Origin of the sequence: Phaeobacter sp. B1627 (genome assembly GCF_006265095.1) — a bacterium.
GTDB lineage: Bacteria > Pseudomonadota > Alphaproteobacteria > Rhodobacterales > Rhodobacteraceae > Epibacterium.
This window is the reverse complement of record NZ_VCNK01000043.1, coordinates 1-14566: the sequence shown is the minus strand read 5'-3', so window position 1 is coordinate 14566 and position 14566 is coordinate 1. Positions and strand designations below refer to the sequence as shown.

Here is a 14566-nt window from a genome sequence, read left to right as displayed (position 1 = left end):
GATGGTTGAAATCAGGAGCAAGATCTGCGGTTTGAAAACCGCTGACGACATTGCGGTGGCGGCGGATGCCGGTGCGGCCTATGTCGGCCTGAACTTTTTCGCAAAATCTCCCCGCTCGGTGTCGATTGCTCAGGCGGCGGTTCTCGCCGCCGGTGCGCCGGTCGGGCTGGCCAAAGTCGGCCTGGTGGTGAATGCTGGCGACAGCGAACTGGATGCGATTACCGGATCGGTTCCGCTGGACATGTTGCAGTTGCATGGCGGCGAAAGCCCTGAACGCGTTGCCGAGATCAAGTCACGCTATGGTCTGCCGGTGATGAAAGTGATCGGGGTGGCGGAAGCAGACGATCTGAAGCCCATAGATCTATATGCGCAGGTTGCGGACCAGATCATGATTGATGCCAAAGCGCCCAAGGGCGCGGTTCTGCCGGGCGGCAACGGAATTACGTTTGACTGGCAGTTGTTGGCTGCGAAGAAATACTGGCAGGTTCCGTGGATGCTGGCCGGGGGGCTGACGCCGGACAATGTCGCAGAGGCGATCCGGAAAACAGGCGCCCGACAGGTTGATGTAGCATCGGGGGTCGAAAGTGCTCCCGGTCAGAAAGATGCGGCGCTGATGCGCGCTTTTGTGGCGGCGACACAGGGTCTGTGACGAGGCCCGCAGCGCCCCCAAAGGCGCGGGACAGGGATAGTCGCTGCAGTTGAGCCATCCTCTGCCCGATGGCTCCGAGAGACATACGGATCCGCGATCGTTGCGACGGCCAGCGCTGTGCGCATGTTGCCCGATCTGGTCTGTTCAGGGGTTGGCCGGGTGGTTCTGCCACGGTTCGCGGCGAAGGCCTTTTCGCGTTTGCGCCAGACCGGTCCTGTCATCCCAGAGCTGGTGCATTGGGAATGGCTTCTGTGCCACCATGACGCGCGCCAAGACGCGCCGGTATGGGCAGCGTCGGAGGGGACTGGCTAGGAATTTGACCGATGCCGCGCTTCGGTCGGCTGGGGGTGCCCCGCAATTCTCGTGAGGCTCCCGCCCATTCTTGTGCCCTCCTGCAGAGGGCCCGGTGACCGGTTGGGCTGGGCGGCGTGGCGCGCCCCGCAGGGGCGCGCCACGCCGGTCGCTTCGGGCGTTGCCCGAAGCGAAAGACCACCTGCGGCGCACATTGATTGGCGTTTCTCGCTGTTGGATGGGAAAAAGGCCGAGAAACCTGTTTCTCTTGACCCAAATGCGAATTAGAACCGGCGGATATGCAAGACGGAGATACCCATGGCCGATGATCTCATTAACAGCTTCATGAATGGTCCCGACGAACAAGGTCGGTTCGGCATTTTTGGCGGACGGTTTGTCAGCGAGACGCTGATGCCGCTGATCCTTTCTCTGGAAGAAGAATACGAAAAGGCGAAGGTCGACCCTGACTTCTGGGCGGAGATGGACGACTTGTGGAAGCACTACGTTGGCCGCCCCAGCCCGTTGTATTTCGCAGAGCGACTGACCGATCATCTCGGCGGTGCCAAGATCTATATGAAGCGCGATGAACTGAACCACACGGGCGCGCACAAAGTAAATAATGTGTTGGGTCAGATCCTGCTTGCACGGCGCATGGGCAAGACGCGGATCATCGCCGAAACCGGTGCAGGCCAGCATGGGGTGGCCACCGCAACCGTTTGTGCCAAGTTCGGGCTGAAATGTGTCGTCTACATGGGCGCTCACGACGTGCGGCGTCAGGCTCCGAATGTGTTCCGCATGCGTCTGCTCGGTGCGGAAGTGATCCCGGTCACCTCTGGCCGGGGCACGCTGAAGGACGCGATGAACGATGCGCTGCGCGACTGGGTCACCAATGTGCGCGATACCTTCTACTGCATTGGCACAGTCGCCGGACCTCATCCCTATCCTGCGATGGTGCGTGATTTCCAGTCGGTGATCGGCAAGGAGGTGCGTTGGCAGCTTGCAGAGCAGGAAGGCGAGGGGCGCCTGCCGGATACGCTGATTGCGGCAATTGGCGGCGGATCCAACGCCATGGGCCTCTTTCACCCCTTTCTCGACGACAAGACCGTGAACATCATCGGTGTCGAAGCAGGTGGCAAGGGGGTCGACGAGAAAATGGAGCACTGCGCCTCGCTTACGGGCGGACGGCCCGGGGTCTTGCACGGCAACCGCACCTATCTTCTGCAGGACGATGACGGGCAGATCCTTGAGGGGTTCTCGATCTCCGCAGGTCTGGATTATCCGGGGATCGGTCCGGAACACGCCTGGCTGCACGAGACGGGCCGGGCGCAATATGTCTCGATCACGGACAAAGAGGCCCTGGAGGCGTTTCAGCTCTCCTGTGCGCTGGAGGGGATTATTCCGGCGCTGGAGCCCAGTCACGCGCTCGCGCATGTGATGAAGATCGCCCCGGAGCTGCCGCGCGACCATATCATCGTCATGAACATGTGCGGACGCGGCGACAAGGACATCTTTACTGTCGCACGTCACCTTGGTTTTGACATGTCCGACACCGAAGAAGGGCGCGATCTGGACGATTGAGCGGCTTACCACCCGCCGGATGCTCGGCCCGTTTCTTTGAAAACGGTGGCGGGCGTGGTGAGGGAACTGGCAGATATTTAGGGGCGCGGCTTAAGGCTGCGCCTTTTTGCTGTCAGGCGTAGGGCCTGGCATGCACGAAGGGTCACGCGAGGTTCTGGGGTCTGCGCAGGCCAGTATTGGCGGTGAAGCGTCAGGATGGGATATCGACCGCATGTGCCTGTAGGACTGGCAATGGAACGATTTCCAGCGTCTTGCGATGGGTGGCTTCCAGATGAACCGCAGGGCCGCAGCCTTCGTCGGCGGCCTGCAGGAACCGCGCCGCACAGAGGCACCATCGATCCCCCGGCTTTAGGCCTGCGAAATGAAAGGCGGGTCGCGGCGTAGAGAGGTCGTTCCCAACATATTTCGAATAGGCCAGGAATTCCGCCGTCATCACGGCACAAACAGTATGGCTGCCGTGGTCTTCAGCACAGGTGTTGCAGTGGCCGTCGCGAAAGAAGCCGGTGACGGGGGAGGTGGAGCAAGCCAGCAGGGGCCCGCCCAGAACATTCACGGCATCATCCTTTTCCATAATTGGGGCACTCCGGTTCGCCTGCAGGGCGCGCGCATTTCCCTGCGCGCGCATTTAATGTTAGGGCGTTTGAGGCCAGTGTCCCGAGAAAGAAAACCGTCCTGTGCGGTTCAGAGCGCAAGTGAGGGATCGGCTCACGGGCGACTTGAGCGCAGGCGTCAGGCGGTGCCGACACTATTTGAACCTGTTCAGGAGCCTTTGCATGGGGCTTGGCCTGTCATCCGCAGCGTTTTCTGTGGCTGCTGGTTCAGCGGCGGGGGCGCCGCCCCTGGCGGTTTTGGAGGGGCTTGCATCCGCCCCCGCGCCGGATCGTTGCGCTTTCTTGCCGGAGGTCCCCCCTGACCCGGTGGAGCTGCGGGGAGGGGCGACCTGCAGGGCGACGGCATTCATGAATTTTCCGCTGTCGCCCCCGGCGAGACAGGCAACACCGTCAGAGATGCCGCGCAACAGATCATCGAGCCAGCCGTCCCGGTCGGCCTTGGGAAAGTCGCGCAGAACATAACCTGCGACGGCATCTTTGTGTCCGGGATGGCCGATGCCGAGGCGAACCCGCGCGTAATCGGCCCCGATATGGGCGTGGATGGAGCGCAGGCCGTTGTGACCTGCATGTCCGCCACCTTGTTTGACACGGCATTTTCCCGGTGCAAGGTCCAGCTCGTCATGAAAGACCACCACATCCGACGGTGTCAGTTTGAAAAACCGCAGGGCCTCTCCCACTGATTGGCCGGAGTTGTTCATGAAGGTCTGCGGCTTCAGCAGGATCAGTTTGTCGCCCGCGAGAGGCGCCTCGCTCATCTGCGCCTGAAATTTGGATTTCCAAGGTGGGAAACCGTGATCGGAGGCGATCTGGTCCAGCGCCATGAAACCGATATTGTGGCGGTTTCCTGCATATTTTGCACCCGGGTTCCCGAGGCCGACGAGGAGTTTCATCAACTGCGCTCCTGTTTGCTGTTGGCCGGAGTGATGCCTGTTTCTGGCAAGGAAATCCAGAGGGTCAACGGATTGACTGGACAGGATTGTGTGGGGTGAACCACAGCAGCCCTTCTGCACAAAAGAAAACGGGCCCCCGCAGAAGCCCGTTTCCATGATCCCAAATCCCCGGAGGGGGCGAAATCTTATTCTTCTGTTGCGGCGTCTTCGCCTTCAGCATCGCCTTCTTCGTTGTCGGAGGCTTTGAGGCCCGACGGTGCGGAGACGTTGGCAATCACGAAATCACGGTCGATGGTCGGCTTGGAGCCTTCCGGCAGGGTGATGTCGGAGATGTGGATCACGTCGCCGATCACTTTTCCTGTCAGGTCGACAGTCAGCTTCTCGGGGATGTCACCTGCGGTCACGATCAGTTCGACTTCGGGACGTACAACGGTCAGAACACCGCCACGCTTCAGGCCGACGCACTCTTCTTCGTTGATGAACTCAACCGGGATGAAGAGGTTGATCTTCGACGTGCGGCGCAGGCGCATCAGGTCAAAGTGAGTCGGCAGGTCTTTTACAACATCGCGCTGAACGTCGCGGCAGATCACACGGACGTCTTCGTGGCCTTCAACCTTGAGGTTGAACAGGGTCGACTTGAAACGGCCGGACTTCAGCAGCTTCAACAGCTTGTTGAACGGGATATTGATCGACAGCGGATCAACGTCGCCACCAAATACAACACCAGGAACCATGCCTTCGCGGCGCGCAGCGCGAGCGGCGCCCTTGCCTGTCCCCGCACGTTCCAGGCACTCGAGATCAGGAATCTCATTCGCCATTATAATTCTCCATATATAAAGTGGGGGTGCCTCCAAGGCTGTCACCCCGCGTGAAGCCGCTCTCTTAGACAGAATGGCGGGATTTGGGAAGCCCTAAAGCAGCCGCTGCCCGCCGCGCGGGGGCAATTTGCCACCCGCATCGCTCCGGCGGCTGTGAAGATTGAACCCGGCGCGGCGGGCGCGATGGCGCCGGACGCGGATCTGCGGGCCAGGATTGCGGTGATAATCGGCGAAACGCCTGAGGGGCACAGCTGATTCGCTGGTGGAGTCGGGCCGTGAGAACGCCCTGCTGACGGGTCCCGGCGCCGGCAGGCCTGTGGAACGCTCGGCCTCAATGCTGCATGCGTCACGGATAAAGGGGCCCGCCCGGCGTTGGCGCGATGTAGCGGTACAATTTCGCGATTGTGGGACTCTTCGCACTGTGCAAGCTCTCCATTCATGGAAATCGTGACCGATATACGCACCAGTGCGGTGCATGGCCGGGCATTTGCCGTCATGGGCATCTGCGTCGGAGCCTTTGCCGCCTATGCGCCTCAGCTGAAGGCACAGGCAGGTCTGGGGGACGCTGAATTCGGATTGGCGCTGCTGGTGGGGGCGGCGGGCGCAGTGGGTGCCATGTGGCTGGCCCCGCGCGTGGACCGGGGGCTCGGCGCCTATGCCATGGTGATCTGCGCCCTGGCCGTTGCGACGGGCTTTTTGCTGCCGGGATTGGCGGCCAGTTGGGCAGGTCTCGCCGGCGCAATGTTTCTCGCCTCGGGGGCGGCGGGGCTGCTGGATGTGATCATGAACGCGCGGCTGAGCGGGCTGGAAGCGCGCAGTGGCCGCTCCCTGATGAACCTGAACCATGGCCTGTTCTCGCTCGCCTATGCGCTGGGGGCCTTGGGGGCGGGGTTGATCCGGGAGGCCGGCGTGCCGCCGTTCTGGTGTTTCGTGGGAATTCTCGGCGTGACCGTGCTGTTGTGTCTGGGCATGCGCGATCCCGCGACGCCCGAGCCTGCTGAGGACGCGGGACATCCCGGCGCAGCATCGCTGCCTGTGATGATGATTGTGCTTGCGGGCCTCATTGTGCTGATCGCGTTCACCGCCGAGCAGGCGACCGAGAGTTGGTCTGCGCTCTATCTAGAGCGGTCTTTTGCCGCCAGTGCCGCCGAAGGCGCGATGGGGCCTGCCATACTCGGGCTGACCATGGGGATCGGACGGTTGTCCGGGCAGGAGGCCGTGCGGCGTATCCCGGAGGGCCGGTTGATGCAGATCGCAGCAGCACTTGCGGCCTTCGGGTTGATACTGGCGGCTCTGGCACCGGTGCAGTGGCTGGCCTATGCGGGGTTTGCGATCCTCGGGATCGGCGTCTCCACGATCGGACCAACGGCGCTGGCCTGGGTGGGAAAGAAAATCCCGGCGCGCCAGCGCGCGGTTGCAATTTCTCGGATGGTGATGATTGGCTATTGTGGCTTTTTCATCGGCCCGCCGGTGATCGGTTTCATGGCCGAGGCCTTTGGGCTGCGGCTGGCACTGGCGATGATGGGGGCCCTTTTGCTGGCAATTACCGTGTTGTTGGTGCCAGGCCTGCGCGCACTCGCCCGTGGCGTCCCTGCCTGGACCTGAGCGTGCTCACGTCCGGGCAGTCACGGTCTGGAGGATCAGGCCCAGCGGCCGGTGAAATCCTCCGGAACCAAGAGGTTGTGACGACCAAGCTTGGTCACTGATTTCTCGCCGCACAGCGCCATGGACACATCCAGCTCCTTGTGGATCACCTCAAGCGCGCGGGTGACGCCGGGCTGGCCCATCGCCCCGAGGCCGTAGACAAAGGCGCGACCGATCATCGTCCCCGTGGCGCCAAGTGCCAGGGCCTTCAGCACATCCTGACCAGAGCGGATGCCGCTGTCGAGATGGACCTCTACCTGGTCGCCGACCGCGTCCATGATGCGCGGCAGCATGCGGATCGACGACAGGGCGCCATCGAGTTGCCGCCCGCCGTGGTTGGATACCGTGATCGCATCGGCCCCGACCTTGGCGGCCATTCTGGCGTCTTCCTCGTCCAGGATCCCCTTGAGGATCACCTTGCCGCCCCAGATCTCTTTCAGTTTGGCGATCTTGTCCCAGTCCAGCGTCAGATCGAACTGTTCGGCGGTCCAGGCGCTGAGCGAGGATGCGTCGGAAATTCCGTCCACATGGCCGACGATATTGCCGAAATGGCGGCGCTTGGCGCCCAGCATTCCGATCCCCCAGGACCACTTGGTCATCAGGTTGGCGATTGTCTTCGGGGTCAGCTTTGGCGGAGCTGAGAGGCCGTTTTTCAGGTCCTTGTGTCGCTGGCCGAGGATCTGCAGATCGAGCGTGATCACCAGTGCCGAGCAATTGGCGGCTTTTGCACGGTCAATCAGGCGGCGCGTATAGTCCTCGTCCTTCATGGTGTAGAGCTGAAACCAGAAGGGTTTCGTGGTCGCCTCTGCCACATCCTCGATCGAATTGATCGACATGGTGGAGAGGGTGAATGGAACGCCAAAAGCCTCGGCCGCGCGGGCGGCCTTGATTTCGCCATCGGCGCATTGCATGCCCGTCAGCCCCACGGGGGCCAGCGCCACCGGCATCGCGACTTCCTGACCGATCATATGACTTGCGGTCGAACGTCCCGCCATATCGACGGCGACACGCTGGCGCAGGCGAATTTGGTCAAAGTCAGTGGTGTTCTCACGAAAGGTCTGCTCAGTCCACGAGCCGCTCTCCGCATAATCGTAGAACATTTTTGGCACGCGCCGGGCGTATATGCGCTTGAGATCGTCGATATTGGTAATCACCGGCATGGGGCTCTCCTCGGCGCGGGCGAAACTGGTCATGTTTTGTTACCAATTCGAGACGGGTCTGGCAAGCGACAGCGTCGTAAGGGTGCGTTTACGAATTTGTGAAACTTTATCGGCAGGTCCTGCGGTGAAGTGTGCTGACATGTGCAAAATCGCGGTAAGCGCAGGCTGTTTCGGGAAATTTGCCGGTGACGCACCGGCTGGCCTGTGTCTGGATTTTGGCCTCCGCGACCCGGCGCGGGGATTTGGCAGCGTCGGACACGGCGTTCGTATTTGGTGGCGTTAAGCGGTGTGACAGTTTGGGCCGGAGGTGTTCCGGTAGGTGATGACAAAGTAAATCGGCTGTATCTGGAGGTAGCAACAACGTGAGTGTTGTGTTCACATCTGGCGTCTTGAAACTGTGTTCCGAGTGGGGGTGCGTATTCCGCGTCGGCGGAAATGGCCTGTCGGGGTTGGTAGTCCGGATGGGGGCCTCATGACCCTGCGCCCGGGCGATCCTATTGATACTCAAACAGATATTTCGAATCATACTGACCCTGCGACCGACGATGCGCGTTATGGGGAGATTCTGGCCGAGCTGCAGTGGGAGCGGAGCCAGCGTCAGGAGTTGCAGAAACAACTCGACCGCAAGACGCAGTCGTTGCGACAGACCAACGCGTCATTGGTGTCCCTCGCGCGGCAGGTGGACCGGATGGTGCGCGAACGGACCGAAGATCTGGACCGGGGGCGCGCGGCGGCAGAGGCTGAAAATGAAGCCAAAACCCAATTCCTGGCCACGATGAGCCACGAAATCCGCACGCCTCTGAACGGTGTGCTGGGCATGGCCTCGGCACTGGCTGACACGCCGCTTGGACTGGAGCAGGCCCGAATTCTGGATGTGTTGCGCGACAGCGGGCAGCTGCTGCTGAACATCGTGGATGACATCCTCGATCTGACAAAGATTGCCGAGGGAAAACTGACGCTTGAGCGATTGCCGACTGACGTTGTGACGCTGACGGATACGGTGTGCCGTCAGTTCGAACCGCGCATCCGGGCAAAGGGACTCAATTTCACGAAGCTGTGTATGGATGAGCTTGCGGGGGGCGGGGTTTGGGTCAATATCGATCCGACCCGGTTTCAACAGGTCTTGACCAACCTGCTGTCCAATGCGGTCAAGTTCACCGAAAATGGGAGGATCGCACTGACGGCCAGCCTGAAGGCGGAAAAGGACGGGATCCTTTTGCTGGCGGTGACCCTGCGTGATACCGGGGTGGGGCTCAGCCCGCGGCAGGCCGGACGGCTGTTTCAGCCGTACATCCAGGCCGACGCAAGCGTTCATCGCAACCATGGCGGGACCGGGTTGGGATTGGTGATCGCTCGGCAGATCTGCCAGCGCATGGGCGGTGACCTGACGTGCACCAGTTCGGAAGGGGCCGGCAGCGAATTTCGGGCAAGCTTTCGGGTGTCCCGGGCGTCCGCGCCGGAACAAGATCACGCGAAGGAGCCTGCGAAGACGGAACATGCAATCCTGTCAGCGCGGCGTTGGCGCGTGCTGGTGGCGGAAGACAACAGAACCAACCGTATGGTGCTGCGCCACATGCTGAAAGACTACGACCTGGACATGATCTGGGTCCAGAACGGCAGGAAAGCGGTGGACGTGTGCCGGTCTGAGCAGCCTGATCTGGTGCTCATGGATGTGAACATGCCGGTCCTGGACGGGGTGACGGCAACGGAACAGATCCGTGAACTCGAAGAGGCAGAGGCCCGCGCGTCGGTGCCCATCATTGCGGTATCCGCCAATGCGCTGGTCCATCAGGTGAAGGCCTATCTGGAGCAGGGGATGACCGACCACGTGGCGAAGCCTATCCGCAAGCAGAAATTGTTGCGGGTGATGGCGCAGGCACTGGCAGGGGCGGGCGGACAGGACAGCGTGCTCTAGACGACCAGCGTGCGCCGTGTTGCCCGATTTGCATCGACGCTCTGCATCATTGTGCCACAGGCCACCCGGCACGCAGGCCACCCGACACAGGCCACCCGGCACAGGCCACCGGGCACCTGACGGATCAGACGGTCGTCCGAACGGGCATCACCCCGCGTGGGCCCCTTCGGCGAGGGATTTCACAAAATCGAGCACCTCGGACACGGGCTTTCCCGCGCCGATTTCGGCCACAATCGCGCTGCCGACTACCGCCCCGTCAGAGATTGAGGCGATGGTTTGTGCCCGCTGCGGCGTCTTGATGCCAAACCCCACGATCACAGGAAGATCGGTCGCCGCTTTGAGGCGGGCAACTTCCGGGCCGACGTCGGAGGCTTCGGCCTCGGCGGCGCCTGTGATGCCGGTGATCGACACGTAGTAGACAAAACCGGATGTGTTCTGCATCACGCGGGGCAGGCGGGCGTCATCGGTCGTCGGGGTCGCAAGGCGGATGAAGTTCAGACCCGCCGCCTGCGCAGGCAGGCACAGTTCCGCATCCTCTTCCGGTGGCAGGTCGACCACAATCAGCCCATCGATCCCTGCCTCCTTCGCATCGGCGAGGAATGTGTCGACGCCGCGGGAATAGATCGGGTTGTAATATCCCATCAGGACGATGGGGGTGGTTGTATCGCCTTTGCGGAAATCGGCAGCCAGCTGCAGCGTGCGCTCCAATGTCATGCCCGCCTCCAGCGCGCGTTGGCCTGCCAGCTGGATGGTCGGGCCGTCGGCCATCGGGTCGGTGAACGGCAGCCCCAGTTCGATCACATCCACGCCGGCGCCCGGCAGGCCTTTGACGATCTCCAGGGATGTGTCGTAATCCGGGTCCCCAGCCATGACGTAGGTGACAAAGGCTTTTTTGCCCGCTGCAGAGAGTTCGGCAAATTTGGCATCGATACGTGTTGTCGGACGGGTCATGGCGGGCCTTTGTAATCTCTGTTGCTTGGATTGATGTGCCGAAACTTCTCGGTAAAATCAATCCCGGCTGATGCGGTTGTGCCTTTAATCCGTGGTGCGGGGCAGGGCGCGCGCCCTACAACGGCGTATGCAGCCGCAGACTGATCGCGTTGAGGCCGGGATTCCGCTCGGAGATGGAGGCATTCGAAATGTGGCTCAGGGCTAGAGAGATCCGGTGCCCATCGCGCAACCTGCGTCCCAGCCCCACCAGCGACCGGATCTCGATCGTTGAGCCGAGATCGTTGCCGGGGGTCCCTTCGCTGAAAAGGCCGGGCATGATGCTGACCTCGACAAACCAATCCCCTTTCAGCGCGCGCTGACCCTGTATGCCGAGCCCAACAAAGCTGTCGCCCGCCTGATGCGCCTGCCCGCTGATGCCCGGACCCGCGTCGAAACCAAACAGATCCCAGTTCCGGGCACCGAGATACTCCAGCGACACAAAAGCACCGCTGTCCGCCTGTTCCGCGTGAAAGTCGCCATAGCCAAGTCCGATGGCGATTTCCTGCGCCTGCGTCGGCTGAAGCTGGGCGAGAACGAAAGCGGCAAAAAGGGACGGAATGATCGCAAGTCGGCGCATGGATTGCTCACGTGGATGCGCGTGGCTCTGATACAACGTCCGGCCCGCAGGTTTCGTAAAATCAGGATAAAGGTACGCAGGATTGCGATGTCAACCGGCCCACGGAGGATGAAGCTCTGGCCGGCGCTTGCGCAACAGCCCGCATGCGCCTAGAAGCTGGCAGCCAAGAGGCATCAGGAGGCTGGTATGGGCTTTAAAATGGGAATCGTGGGTCTGCCGAACGTCGGCAAGTCGACCCTGTTCAATGCACTGACCAAAACCGCCTCGGCGCAGGCGGCCAATTTTCCGTTCTGCACAATCGAGCCGAACGTGGGCGAAGTGGGGGTGCCGGATGCACGTCTGGACCAATTGGCCGAGATTGCGAAATCGAAACAGATCATCCCGACGCGGATGACGTTTGTCGATATCGCGGGGCTGGTCAAGGGCGCGTCCAAGGGCGAAGGTCTGGGCAACCAGTTTCTCGCCAATATCCGCGAGGTGGACGCCATCGCCCATGTTCTGCGCTGTTTCGAAGATGGCGACGTCACCCATGTCGAAGGCCGGGTCGATCCGGTCGCCGATGCAGAAACGATTGAGACGGAGTTGATGCTGTCCGATCTGGAGAGCATCGAAAAGCGCCGTGCCAATCTGGTGCGCAAGCTCAAGGGCAACGACAAGGACGCGCAACAGCAGGATCGTCTTCTGGCCGCTGCACAGGCAATGCTCGAAGATGGCAAGCCCGCGCGTCTGGTTGAGGTTGACGCGGATGACGACAAGGCGTGGCGGATGCTGCAGTTGCTCACCACCAAACCGGTGCTGTATGTCTGCAATGTCGGCGAAAGCGAAAGCGTCGAAGGCAATGAGCATTCCACCAAAGTGGCAGAGATGGCGGCGGCTCAGGGCAACAGCCATGTGATCATCTCGGCGCAGATCGAAGAGGAAATCAGCCAGCTCGAAGCCGATGAAGCGCAGATGTTTCTGGAAGAAATGGGACTTCAGGAAGCTGGTCTGGACCGATTGATCCGGGCTGGCTACGACCTCTTGCATCTTGAGACCTATTTTACCGTCGGCCCGAAGGAAGCGCGCGCCTGGACCATTCGTCACGGCACCGCAGCGCCGCAGGCGGCAGGCGTCATCCACGGGGACTTTGAAAAGGGTTTCATCCGCGCCGAAACGATTGCGTTTGACGATTTCATCTCCAGCGGTGGCGAGAGCGGTGCCAAAGAGGCAGGCAAAGTGCGGGCTGAAGGCAAAAGCTACGTCGTCAAGGATGGCGACGTGCTGCATTTCCTATTTAACACCTGATTGCTCCTGGTCGCAGGCGCATCTTCAGGCCCGCCAACGGATCAAGGCGGGCCTCATACACCAAGATGCGCGCGCGGGGGGGAGTGATAGCGTCGATATCCGGCGGGCTTGAGGTTTAGTCAGCTCCGGTGCTAAATTTTGCCATTCATCAGTCGTAGGGATAATCATGACAACGAAACTCATCATCGACACGGATCCCGGCATCGACGACGCTATGGCGATCTTCTACGCTGCTGCCGCCCCTGATATCGAACTTTTGGGTCTGACGACCATTTTCGGCAATGTCACCACACAGATGGCCACGCGCAACGCCCTGCGGTTGCTGGAAGCAGCAGAGCTTGATCTGCCCGTCGCTGAAGGGGCCGCGCAGCCACTGGTTTTGCCCCCGTTTGAACCCTCGACGCACGTGCATGGCGATGAGGGGTTCGGTGATATCCCCGCAGCGACCCCCAAGGGACAGGCGATCGAAGAGGATGCGGCGGATTTCCTGATCCGGATGGCGCGCGAGCACAAGGGCGAATTGACCCTTTGCCCTATCGGGCCTCTGACCAATATTGCCCTGGCCATTCAGCGCGATCCTGATTTTGTGAAAAATTGCAAACGGATCGTTGTCATGGGTGGCTCTCTCGAGGCTGGCGGGAATATCTCTCCCCACGCCGAAGCCAATATCTATCACGACCCCCATGCCGCCGAGGTGGTTTTCGCCGCAGCCGCAGGCAAGATCACCATGGTGGGCCTGGATGTGACGCTCAAGATCCTGTGTGTTCCCGAGGATTTCGACGCCATCAAGGAGCGCTCTCCAGAGCTTGGCGGCATGCTGAAGCAGATGAGCGTTTTCTACATAAAATTCTATCAGGAGGTCGCCAACCTGAATGGCTGCTCCCTGCATGATCCGGCCGCGGTGATCGCCTGCACGCATCCGGATCTGTTCCAGACCCGCGCGGTTCCGCTTCGTGTGTCGGTCGATCCCGAAACCTCCGGTGCGACCGAGCTGGCGGACGACGCCCGCGGCAATACCCATGTCGCGATGGGCGTCGATGCAGATGCTGTCAAAGCGCTTTTTCTGAAGCGGCTATCCCTGCTGCCGTGATCGGGACCATTCGGCGCCGTTCCGCGGGATCGGTGTCGAATGCTCGGCCAGGGGGAGGGGCTGAGGTGCGGCCGGATCGCTCGCAGGTTTGTTCACTTTTCCGACGGGGCTGGGCGACCGGTCGACCGGCGCGGTTGGCAAAATACGGCCGACTTTGACTGAACAGGGAGGCAATTGCGACGTGCGCCCTCGCAGTTGTGCAGTTTCTTTGATGCGCGCGTGTGACGGTGCGAAGCTCCGTCAGAGAAAATGAAACCGAGGCGGAAAAAGTATGTTTTTCGCCTTGTTTCCCCCGCCAACCCTCTCTAAACGGGTCAGCGGAGACGTGGCCGAGTGGTCGAAGGCGCTCCCCTGCTAAGGGAGTAGGCCCGGAAGGGTCTCGTGGGTTCGAATCCCATCGTCTCCGCCACTGGCCCTTGAGAAACGGTTCTACCCATCCGGCTGCGGCCGGATTTTTCCGTTGTTTTCGAGGGTTATGCGGGCGGGGCTGAGAACTGGCGGAGGCGCCGAGAGGCATGGAAGCGGTCTCTCCGGGCCGATATTCTCCGGACCTGTTGACTGCGCTCTTTTGGTACAGTCCAATAAAACTCTGAAAATCATACCCTTTTTCGGCCACTAGAACTGTACCTTTGCGGCGGACGTTCGGCATGCGGGCGCGACCCGGGCCGAAAACCATAACTGGTATGCAGTGGTTCGTGACCATTGATCATGAACACGCCTACATTTTCCGCCAACACCCTTGAACTTCTCAACGAACGCAGAGATGCGTTGGAACACATCTCTTTTTTTAGTCAGGTATTGTGGATTGAGTGGGCTCATTTTTGGGAGGATCGAGTTCAACTCTGTGCCGGTTTCCCTCGCGTATTCGCGCTTGATCGACGTCGCGATGTAGCGCTTGGCGGCATCTGCGTTCAATTTTTCCTCGGTTATCAGTTCTTCCGCTTCCCGGCGCTGTTCGGCTTGTGCGAAGGCAAAAAATGCCTCAATCACTCCGGCCTTGTCCCCCAGTTTGTCAAGGCCTGTTTGATTGATGAAATCGACGATGAGGCGGTAATCCCCCCATTTTTAA

The 14566-nt window shown here is 60.8% G+C and carries 13 protein-coding genes and 1 tRNA gene; 7 read left to right on the top strand and 7 right to left on the bottom strand.

Going from position 1 to position 14566, the window contains the following annotated elements:
- Position 1: 1 nt before the first annotated feature.
- The gene (locus FGE21_RS18335) at positions 2 to 649 is read left to right on the top strand and encodes a phosphoribosylanthranilate isomerase (protein ID WP_139664862.1); all 648 of its coding nucleotides are present in this window, start codon (positions 2 to 4) and stop codon (positions 647 to 649) included.
- 609 nt (positions 650 to 1258) lie between these two features.
- Positions 1259 to 2518: a tryptophan synthase subunit beta gene (gene trpB / locus FGE21_RS18330; protein WP_139664861.1), complete on the top strand. Its 1260-nt coding sequence runs from the start codon at positions 1259 to 1261 to the stop codon at positions 2516 to 2518.
- A gap of 190 nt (positions 2519 to 2708) precedes the next feature.
- Here the strand turns inward: trpB and FGE21_RS18325 are convergent, their stop codons facing one another.
- The 3 genes from FGE21_RS18325 to FGE21_RS18315 all read right to left on the bottom strand — a co-directional run bounded on the left by FGE21_RS18325 (position 2709) and on the right by FGE21_RS18315 (position 4837).
- A complete protein-coding gene (locus FGE21_RS18325; protein WP_139664860.1) occupies positions 2709 to 3089 on the bottom strand; it encodes a DUF2237 family protein in 381 nt (126 codons plus the stop codon).
- Positions 3090 to 3263: 174 nt separating this feature from the next.
- Positions 3264 to 4019 carry an aminoacyl-tRNA hydrolase gene (pth, locus tag FGE21_RS18320; RefSeq protein ID WP_139664859.1) on the bottom strand — a complete coding sequence of 252 codons (756 nt, stop codon included), beginning with the start codon at positions 4017 to 4019 and terminating at the stop codon, positions 3264 to 3266.
- Positions 4020 to 4204: 185 nt separating this feature from the next.
- Positions 4205 to 4837 carry a 50S ribosomal protein L25/general stress protein Ctc gene (locus FGE21_RS18315; protein ID WP_139664858.1) on the bottom strand — a complete coding sequence of 211 codons (633 nt, stop codon included), beginning with the start codon at positions 4835 to 4837 and terminating at the stop codon, positions 4205 to 4207.
- 438 nt (positions 4838 to 5275) lie between these two features.
- On the opposite strand from FGE21_RS18315, the gene FGE21_RS18310 reads away from it, so the two are divergent.
- Positions 5276 to 6442, top strand: coding sequence for an MFS transporter (locus tag FGE21_RS18310; RefSeq protein WP_139664857.1), 1167 nt, complete (start codon positions 5276 to 5278; stop codon positions 6440 to 6442).
- A gap of 35 nt (positions 6443 to 6477) precedes the next feature.
- On the opposite strand, the gene FGE21_RS18305 is transcribed toward FGE21_RS18310, so the two are convergent.
- Positions 6478 to 7641, bottom strand: coding sequence for an alpha-hydroxy acid oxidase (locus FGE21_RS18305; RefSeq protein ID WP_139664877.1), 1164 nt, complete (start codon positions 7639 to 7641; stop codon positions 6478 to 6480).
- A gap of 472 nt (positions 7642 to 8113) precedes the next feature.
- On the opposite strand from FGE21_RS18305, the gene FGE21_RS18300 reads away from it, so the two are divergent.
- Positions 8114 to 9556 (top strand): response regulator, encoded by a 1443-nt coding sequence (locus tag FGE21_RS18300; RefSeq protein ID WP_255731659.1) that lies wholly within the window; start codon positions 8114 to 8116, stop codon positions 9554 to 9556.
- A 147-nt stretch (positions 9557 to 9703) separates the two neighbouring features.
- On the opposite strand, the gene trpA is transcribed toward FGE21_RS18300, so the two are convergent.
- Both trpA and FGE21_RS18290 read right to left on the bottom strand, forming a co-directional pair.
- Positions 9704 to 10507, bottom strand: coding sequence for a tryptophan synthase subunit alpha (trpA, locus tag FGE21_RS18295; protein WP_139664856.1), 804 nt, complete (start codon positions 10505 to 10507; stop codon positions 9704 to 9706).
- A gap of 115 nt (positions 10508 to 10622) precedes the next feature.
- The gene (locus tag FGE21_RS18290; protein WP_139664855.1) at positions 10623 to 11123 is read right to left on the bottom strand and encodes an acyloxyacyl hydrolase; all 501 of its coding nucleotides are present in this window, start codon (positions 11121 to 11123) and stop codon (positions 10623 to 10625) included.
- A 186-nt stretch (positions 11124 to 11309) separates the two neighbouring features.
- On the opposite strand from FGE21_RS18290, the gene ychF reads away from it, so the two are divergent.
- The 3 genes from ychF (at position 11310) to FGE21_RS18275 (ending at position 13906) form a co-directional block, all read left to right on the top strand.
- Entirely contained in the window at positions 11310 to 12407 is a 1098-nt protein-coding gene (ychF, locus tag FGE21_RS18285; RefSeq protein WP_139664854.1) for a redox-regulated ATPase YchF, read from the top strand.
- 166 nt (positions 12408 to 12573) lie between these two features.
- A complete protein-coding gene (locus FGE21_RS18280) occupies positions 12574 to 13497 on the top strand; it encodes a nucleoside hydrolase (protein ID WP_139664853.1) in 924 nt (307 codons plus the stop codon).
- A gap of 319 nt (positions 13498 to 13816) precedes the next feature.
- Positions 13817 to 13906 (top strand) — tRNA-Ser (locus tag FGE21_RS18275).
- A 206-nt stretch (positions 13907 to 14112) separates the two neighbouring features.
- Here FGE21_RS18275 and FGE21_RS18270 read toward each other — a convergent pair.
- On the bottom strand, positions 14113 to 14487 hold the full coding sequence (locus FGE21_RS18270) for a hypothetical protein (protein WP_255731658.1): 375 nt from the start codon (positions 14485 to 14487) through the stop codon (positions 14113 to 14115).
- Between the last annotated feature and the right edge of the window lie 79 nt (positions 14488 to 14566).